We start from the raw sequence: 8,215 nt of genomic DNA, 5'->3' as shown, positions 1-8,215 counted from the left end.
TCCAAACCACCAAATCAGCGCGGTGATCCTTTGCTCTGCGTCTTGCTGCGACTTAGGCCTCAGCTAGCCCCGCTATCGTATCTCATTTTCATCGCGCCCCTCGCTCGGTTTGCGGTTGCAAAGATAGAGCATTTCCTGAATACAATCCAAATCAAACGCAAAAGTCGTACGCAAGTACGCTTAGATAAGGGGATTAGAGAGAGGCATTCAAGGCGAGGGAGGCGCTTCCACGAGGCTAGCGGCGCGGCGAGGGGCTGGAAAGAGAAGCCGACGAGAAGCATGCCAGCAGAGCTCTGAGCCAAGAAGAGCGAGCTTGTTTATAATTCGTCGCACCCCTATATAATAGGTAGCAGCTACCACAGAGACAAGGCTACCCTCCCCCACCCATATCCATCAGCCGCCCCACTGACGCCCCTCAGAGCTCTGACTGACATCCCTCACGACGCTGAGGGACAGCGGTCACGGACGGCAGACACCAGGCGAAGCAAAAGCTGAAGCAAGTCGAAGCGCTCGCACAGCAAAGATCCAGATAAAAAGCCCTGTCCCCAGGCAGCGCTCCAGCGGAGCAGCAGCCTGGGGACAGGGGTATAGGGGGAGGAGGGTGGCGGGCAAGGAGCCCGCGTGGGGAGGGGGCGCTAGAAGGCGGAGAGCTGGACTTGGTCGGAGACGGAGTAGTCCGTCAGCTTGAGCTCCTTCACATAGGTCTGCACCAGCGTCCCCTGACGATAGAGACGCGCGACGAGGCGGACGGGGATCTCGGCAGGCTGATTCGCACTCTCGGTACGCTTAGCGATAAGGCCGATGCCGAGGGCGATCCCCCGATGGGTGAAGGTCGTCTGCAGCTTCTTGATCGCCTTGTCGGCGCTGTCCTCATTGTAGAAACTCTGAGCGACGAGCTTCCCGTCCCTATATATATTAGGATCGCCGCCCGTCGAGGCCAGCCACGAGAGGTTGACGGGTGCGCCCGCCTCGATGCTGAACTCACACTTCAGCTCCACGCCGTTGATCCCGGGGGGGACAGGGCTATCGTTCTTACTGCTGCAGGAGGGCAGCGTGACTACGGCCGCAGAGGTCGCAAGGAGCGCCGCGAAGGGCAGCGCCTGGAGGAGTTGTCTTAGCTTCATATCCTTAGATTAATAATGGATTAATAATGGATTAATAATGGGTGAACTTGGGCTACTGGCCGAGGAGCTCGGCCTCGATCTGACGGACGCGCTCGCGGAGCTCGGCCTCGATCTCGAGGCGGCCCTCGATGCTCTTGACGCCGTGCATGATCGTCGTGTGATCCTTACGGTTGAGGAGCTTGGCGATAGCCTTGTAGGAGCTGTCGGTATGCTTCTTCACCAGGTACATGACGACCTGGCGGGGCAGGGCCAGCTCGGCCTTGCGCGAGGAGACCTTGAGCTGCGCGGCCTCGATCGCGTAGGCGCGGCAGACGCAGTCGAGGATGCGCGAGGGGGTGAGCTCGAGCCGCTGGATATTGACCGAGCTGCCGACGACCTCGCGCGTCGTCGCTAGATCCACAGGGCGATCGGAGTAGCGTGCCCGCGTGATGAGCGTGCGTGCGGCGCCCTCGATCTCGCGGATATTGCTCTTCATGTTCTCGGCGATGAACTCCATGCACTCCTCGCCGAGCTGTACACCGCTCTCGGCGACGCGGCTCATGAGGATCTTGCGTCGGAGCTCGAGGTCGGGGCGGTCAATGTGGAGCATCATCGCACTCTGCATGCGCGTCAGGATACGCGTCTCCATGCCCTGCAGATCAATCGGGGGGACGTCGGAGGTGACGATGATCTGCTTGCCCAGCAGCGTCAGGTGATTGAAGATGTCGAAGAAGGCCTGCTGCGTCTTCTCCTTGCCGATGAGCCCCTGTATATCGTCGATGATGAGGATGTCCATCTGCTGGTAGAAGTCGATGAAGCGCCCGCGGCCAGGGCCGTTGAGGCTGTCGCGCATGTACTGCATCTGGAACTTGGAGCAGGCCACATAGCACACGCGCATCGAGCTATGCAGCTCCATGGCGCGCTGCCCTATCGCTTGGCATAGGTGCGTCTTCCCCACCCCACTGGGCCCGTAGATAAAGAGGAAGTTCAAGCCCTCCTGCCCGGGACGTGCCGCCGTAGCCTCGGCGATGCGCAGCGCCTCGCGGTTGCACGCGCTCTCGAAGAAGGTCTCGAAGCGCAGCGCAGCACTCAGCGCCGAGGAGTAGGTCTGCATCTTGGGCGAGAGCTGCGGCGGTGTGGGCTGCGTCGTCCCCTGCCCCGCCGCGACCTCGGGCTGCGGCTCGATATCCAGCACGGGCTCGATGTCGGCACCCATCACCTCACGCAGCACCGCCAGCAGAGGCTGCGCGTAGTGCGTCGTCAGGCTCTGGCAGAAGGTGCGATCGGGGGCGTAGAGGTAGAAGATGCGGAAGGTACCCTGCGCGTCACTCCCGGTACCGAAGCCCCCACAACGCAGCGGCTGGAACCACTGCTGTATAGTCTGCGCATCGAGGCGCTGAGTGAGGAGCTGAAGGCTCTGCTGCCAGAGCTCCTCAGCCGAGGGGCTAGGGGCGGCCTGCGGGGCAGGCTGCGGGCTATAGGTCGTTGTCACGAGGCGGGTACTTAGGGGTATGGCTTGTTAGTTCGTTCTATGGGCGGCAGGCGCGCTCCGAGGCAAGGCACTTATCCACAGCAGCAGCACCAAGACAATCGTCTGACATACAGCTCGCTAAGGTCTAAGCACACTCCTCACGAGGGCTAAGCCTGGACTGCAAAGTTCTACAATTCGGTGCACTTAAAAAAACGTCCCCTTATTTGCTTTTCTCGATTATTCTCTATGCTCTTTGCGCTCAACCGCTTACAGAGCTCTCCACATAGCCTCGCCGCGCGCCCCTGGCTAAGTAGCTCATTGCTAAGCCTGCAGGAGAATACCCACAGGCTTACCCTCAGCCTTATCCACAGAGCCCCTCAGCTCGCTCACATTTGTATCTCAATATCTTAGCGCATCACGGGGAAAACTTTTCCACACCCGCGAAGCAAGGTGCTTAGCGGTCAGCGGTGGAAGTCCGAGCCTACGCCAGCTAATCCACCAGGCTGGTAAAACAGACCTGGGGCAAGGAAGCCAAGCTCCTTGCCCCAAGCGCTAAGCTGATCCAGAGCCTATTAGGCAGACGCCCTAGAGGCCTCTGGACGAAGTCTGTCTACGGGCTTACTTCTTCCCCTGCGTACGATTAGGGTTCAGCTGCGCTCCCCTATTGCCATGCACCTAGGAGTTCTGTCGGTTCGTGCCTGGCGTTCCCTTGTTGGCGTTCTGCATGTTGGCCTGGTTGTCTGCTGGCTTGATGGGCTTCTTCGTGCTCATTATTGTGAAGATGATTCGATGTTAGTAATAGCTTTTCCCCACCTAGGGGGCAGCGAAGGCAAGCAAAAGTATGCGGAAGCAATACCCCTGCCCTCAAGTCCCCTAAGGGTACAAATTCACTCGCCCTCATCGACGACAGTGCACCGAGCACAGACAAGGCAAAAGGTGCTAAAGCAGCCTACTAGGCCAGCCCAAGCAAGGCAATGCCAACTCGCCCTAAACCCTGCCGCAAGCAGCAAGTCAAGCAGCGCCTCGACCTGCTTCGTAGAGCGAGGTCAAGGCACTGCTTCAAGTAAATCACGGAGGAAATTGGCGAGTCCTAGCGCACCTTCAGATTGAAGCGAACGCCCTCCTCCAGCCACTGGAGCTGGGCAGGCTTGGAGACCTTCTTGAGCTGCTCGTTATACTGCATCTTATTCACGATTACCTCATAGGGACGTCCTCTATAGCGAGGGACGCCCAGCATCAGTACCCCTTGTAGGACACAAGTCCCGTAGGAGACACCCGACCAGTAATCGCGCGCGAGGAAGCGAACCTCTAGAGCACAGGCCACCGCAGACTCATCCTCATTGCACCAGACGGGGTAGAGGTTAATGGAGTGCTGCAGCTCCTTGCCGCTGCGAGGAGCGATCTTCTTCATCACGAGCTCTGCAAACTGAGCCCCCGCCAGATCGAAGGCATCTCCATAGTCAGCACGGAGACGGCGCTGTACCTCAGCCTCCGTAGGCTGAGCGCGATTCGAGCGTGAGCTCACACCCTGAGACATCCCGCAGCTCTGCAGCACGAGACTCAGCAAGGGCAGGAGTAGGAGCACAGCTAGCGTGCGGAAAGATCTTTGCTTACACATAGGCTAGCTTACTTCTTATAGACATCGAAGCTGGCGACAGAGCTCGCATCGCCCTTACCTACCTCCTTCGTCACCTCATTAGCATAGCTAGGGGTGAAGATCGCGGGGTACGAATCGGGACGGAAGCTGAGGCTTACCGTCAGGCGGCCGCGGATCTCGAAGTCATGCTTTCCCTCGGCAAGCAGAGCCTTACGAGCCTTCCAGCGTAGCGTCACCTCTACCGTAGCTTGATCTGACTGCGCATCATAGCTAATGGCCTTCTCATCGAATGTATAGGTCATCTCATGGCGGGTGTTGGGGGAGATGGCACGGCTCTTACGATCGACAGCCACACGTGCCGCGTCCTCCATCAGGGTACGCAGCTGCTGCTCTGTGGGACGTACGCCGCGCTGGATCTCGGTCGACTGGCGCTTGGGTTCCTCGGTGACACAGGAGCTCATGGCTGCCGTGAGGCTCAGTGCCAGGAGCATGCTAGGGAGTAGCTTCTTCATTCTCATTTCTGTTCTTTTGTTTATAGGTTAATAAAGTGAACTGCAAGGTATCATCCGTCCGCTCGTGGACGGAAAAGAAACAGCGCAGCATCCTCCCCCTGCTGTAGGGAGGATGCTGCGCTGTTTGTGCTAGGCGCCCTCAGAGATAGGCTAATATGCTTGTGCGCGAAGTGCACAAGCAGCCGTAGTACTACGGCTGCCCTTTAGGCAAAGCTGTGCCATCTCTGTACGCCAGGCCATAACTATTTCTAAGAGGTAACTTTCGCAAAGATAAGCGTTTTCCCCATGCCATACGACTACGGTGCTCACCAACAGCCGAGAGGAGCCAGCCCCAAAGCATCATCCCCCTTAACCCTAAGCCTCGCGAGCTGGCCTCCTATGCCCCGGCAAGTGCTTGCCCTAGGCTAGACCTCTTCAATACATTTCCCCCCCACCAGCCTTACTCAAAGGCAAGCGCAAGGGCGCCAACCAAGGGGCAGACGATCGAGGCGTAAGGGGGAAATCTGCTGAGGGATATCCCTCATCGCGCTGACGGACGTCCTTCAGAGCCGTGAGGGATAGCAGTCAGCATGCCGAGGGGCGGCAGTCAGGACGTAAGGAGCAGGAGGGGGACAAAGCTAGGGACGTAGGGAGAGCCAGTCGAAGGTAAGGCGAGGGACGTGCGGGGGACAAAAAAGCCAGGGCTGCGTCCTCGGGGAGGACGCAGCCCTGGCGTAGTAGTGGAGGCGAAGGCAGATTACTCTGCGCTCTCTGCAGCAGGAGCAGCAGCTTCGGCAGCAGGCTTGGAGCTGCGGCGTGAGCGGCGCGTCGTCTTAGCAGCCTTCTGCTCAGCCTTAGCGCCGAGCATGTTCTCGTTGAAGTCTACGAGCTCGATGAAGCAGACAGCCGCATTGTCACCGAGACGGTGACCCGTCTTGAGGATGCGGGTGTAGCCACCGGGGCGGTCAGCGACCTTCTCAGCGACGGTGCTGAAGAGCTCCTTGACGGCGAACTTGTTCTGCAGCTCGGCGAAGACTACGCGACGGCTGTGCGTAGAGTCTTCCTTAGCACGCGTGATCAGGGGCTCGACGTAGACACGGAGTGCCTTAGCCTTAGCGACGGTGGTGAAGATGCGCTTGTGCAGGATGAGCGATGCAGCCATATTGGACAGCATGGCCTCGCGGTGCGCCTTCTTACGACCGAGATGATTGAATTTCTTATTATGTCTCATCTTTTACTTAGTCATTATCTAAATTGTACTTGCTAACATCCATCCCGAAGCTAAGCTGCAGACGCTCGATGAGGTCCTTGAGCTCCTCCATCGACTTGCTCCCGAAGTTGCGGATCTTCTTGAGATCCTCTTCCTCGAGGGCCACGAGGTCTGCCAGGGTGACGACATTGCCGGCACGCAGGCAGTTGAGGGCACGGACGGAGAGGTCGAGCTCGCTGAGCTCCTTCTTGAGCAGGTCGGTGACACGGTTGATCTCCTCCGTGTCCTCTACCTCAGCTACCTCAGCGGCGAACTCCTCGCTGCTCTCCTCGACCTCGACAGGAGCGAGGGTGAAGAGGCTGAAGTGCTCGATGAGGATAGCAGCCGCATCCTTGAGCGCCTGCAGCGGATGGATGCTCCCGTCGGTGGTGACCTCTAGGACGAGCTTCTCGTAGTCGGTCTTCTGCTCGACACGGAAGTTCTCCACCGCATACTTGACGTTGCGGATAGGCGTGTAGATAGAGTCGATAGCTATCGTCTGCAGCTCATTGTCCTTAGCCGTCTCGACTGCCTTCTCATCAGCGGGGATGTATCCACGTCCCTTATTGATGGAGAGCTCGATGGTGAGCGTGTAGGCCTCATCGATATGGCAGATGACGAGCTCGGGATTGAGGACCGCGAAGGAAGAGAGCTTGCCGTTGAGCTCCCCGGCCAGGAACTTATCCTTGCCCGAGATGGTCAGACGGACCGTCTCCTCGGTAGCACCCTCAGTGAGCGGACGGAAGCGTACCTGCTTAAGGTTGAGAATGATGTTAGTTACATCCTCCAAGACACCCGGAATAGTAGCAAATTCATGATTGACACCTTCGATCTTGACCGTCGAGATGGCATAGCCCTCGAGTGAAGAAAGGAGTATACGGCGCAGAGCATTGCCGACGGTGGTGGCATAGCCTGGCTCTAGGGGACGGAACTCAAACCGAGCGAATGAGTCCGACGCGTCCATCATGAGGACGTTTTCGGGCTTCTGAAATGCTAATATTGCCATGTGAGTGAGCTTCTAGAGTTTATTACTTAGAGTATAGTTCGACGATCAGCTGCTCCTTGATCTCCTCGGGGATATCCGCACGCTCGGGGGCGTGGAGGAAGGTACCGGAGAGGGATGCGCTGTTCCACTCGAGCCAGCTGTAAGCCGTGTGGCTACGACCAGCGAGGGAGTCGGTAATTACCTCTAGGCTCTTAGCCTTCTCACGTACACCGACGACCTGACCAGGCTTGAGGGTGTAGGAGGGGATATTGACGACCTGCCCATCGACAGTGATGTGACGGTGCGAGACGAGCTGACGAGCTGCGGCGCGGGTCTTAGCGATGCCGAGGCGGTAGACGACGTTGTCCAGGCGGCTCTCGAGAAGCTGCAGGAGGACTTCACCCGTCACACCCTTGGTGCGCTGAGCCTTCTCGAAGAGGTTGCGGAACTGACGCTCGAGTACGCCGTAGGTGTACTTGGCCTTCTGCTTCTCCTTGAGCTGGATGCCGTATTCACTCGTCTTACGACGGCGGTTATTCCCGTGCTGGCCAGGAGGGTAGTTCTTCTTGGTCAGAACCTTATCTGCTCCGAAGATAGGAGCGCCGAGCTTACGGGCGATCTTGGATTTGGGACCTGTATATCTTGCCATTGTCTTCTATTGATTGAGTAGCAGCTCCGCCGCGGGAGTAGCGCGGGAGGTGGATAGCTGGGATGGAGGACGGAGTGCAGCCGCGACCGGTTATGAGGAGAGGATAGATATTGAAAGTATAGCCAATCTATTCACTCATCGTACCTCATCCGAGCATCATCCCTAGGGCTAGACCCCGACACGTCCGAGAGCAGGGCTCTATGGCGGGACGTGGCGTGGGGAGCTGAGTACTACGATTGATATTGCTAGGGGATCCTAAGCGGAGGCTTAGACGCGACGACGCTTAGGAGGACGGCAACCGTTGTGGGGCATGGGCGTCACGTCGATGATCTCGGTGACCTCGATGCCCTTGGCAGCTAGCGTACGGATAGCGGACTCACGGCCGTTACCGGGACCCTTTACCAGCACCTTGACCTTACGCAGGCCGAGGTCGTAGGCGACCTTAGCGCAGTCCTCAGCAGCCATCTGAGCTGCATAGGGGGTATTCTTCTTGGAGCTGCGGAAGCCCATCTTACCAGCGGAAGAGGCGCTGATCGTCTGCCCTTCGTTGTTGGTCAGGGTGATGATGATGTTATTGAAAGAAGAGTGGATGTGAGCCTGGCCCACGGCGTCGACCTTGACGACCTTCTTCTTTGCTACTACTTTCTTTGCCATATCAACGTCTATTACT

At 58.1% G+C, this 8,215-nt stretch carries 8 protein-coding genes; all 8 read right to left on the bottom strand.

Annotated elements, in window-relative coordinates:
* Nucleotides 1–635 precede the first annotated feature (635 nt).
* Complete coding sequence (locus tag Q0248_RS05435; protein WP_211788509.1) at nt 636–1,124, bottom strand: hypothetical protein; 489 nt, start codon at nt 1,122–1,124, stop codon at nt 636–638.
* Between the two features lie 52 nt (nt 1,125–1,176).
* The gene (gene dnaA, locus Q0248_RS05430) at nt 1,177–2,595 is read right to left on the bottom strand and encodes a chromosomal replication initiator protein DnaA (protein ID WP_299320558.1); all 1,419 of its coding nucleotides are present in this window, start codon (nt 2,593–2,595) and stop codon (nt 1,177–1,179) included.
* Between the two features lie 1,069 nt (nt 2,596–3,664).
* On the bottom strand, nt 3,665–4,192 hold the full coding sequence (locus Q0248_RS05425) for a hypothetical protein (protein ID WP_299320557.1): 528 nt from the start codon (nt 4,190–4,192) through the stop codon (nt 3,665–3,667).
* A gap of 8 nt (nt 4,193–4,200) precedes the next feature.
* A complete protein-coding gene (locus tag Q0248_RS05420; protein ID WP_299320555.1) occupies nt 4,201–4,683 on the bottom strand; it encodes a hypothetical protein in 483 nt (160 codons plus the stop codon).
* Nucleotides 4,684–5,419: 736 nt separating this feature from the next.
* On the bottom strand, nt 5,420–5,893 hold the full coding sequence (gene rplQ, locus Q0248_RS05415) for a 50S ribosomal protein L17 (protein WP_211788514.1): 474 nt from the start codon (nt 5,891–5,893) through the stop codon (nt 5,420–5,422).
* 7 nt (nt 5,894–5,900) lie between these two features.
* Complete coding sequence (locus Q0248_RS05410) at nt 5,901–6,917, bottom strand: DNA-directed RNA polymerase subunit alpha (protein ID WP_299320553.1); 1,017 nt, start codon at nt 6,915–6,917, stop codon at nt 5,901–5,903.
* Nucleotides 6,918–6,939: 22 nt separating this feature from the next.
* Nucleotides 6,940–7,545: a 30S ribosomal protein S4 gene (rpsD, locus tag Q0248_RS05405; protein WP_211788516.1), complete on the bottom strand. Its 606-nt coding sequence runs from the start codon at nt 7,543–7,545 to the stop codon at nt 6,940–6,942.
* A 267-nt stretch (nt 7,546–7,812) separates the two neighbouring features.
* A complete protein-coding gene (gene rpsK / locus Q0248_RS05400) occupies nt 7,813–8,199 on the bottom strand; it encodes a 30S ribosomal protein S11 (RefSeq protein WP_211788517.1) in 387 nt (128 codons plus the stop codon).
* Between the last annotated feature and the right edge of the window lie 16 nt (nt 8,200–8,215).

It is taken from the genome of uncultured Porphyromonas sp. (genome assembly GCF_938046015.1).
GTDB lineage: Bacteria > Bacteroidota > Bacteroidia > Bacteroidales > Porphyromonadaceae > Porphyromonas.
The sequence above is the reverse complement of the archived record's forward strand: the minus strand, read 5'-3'. Positions and strand labels throughout refer to the sequence as shown.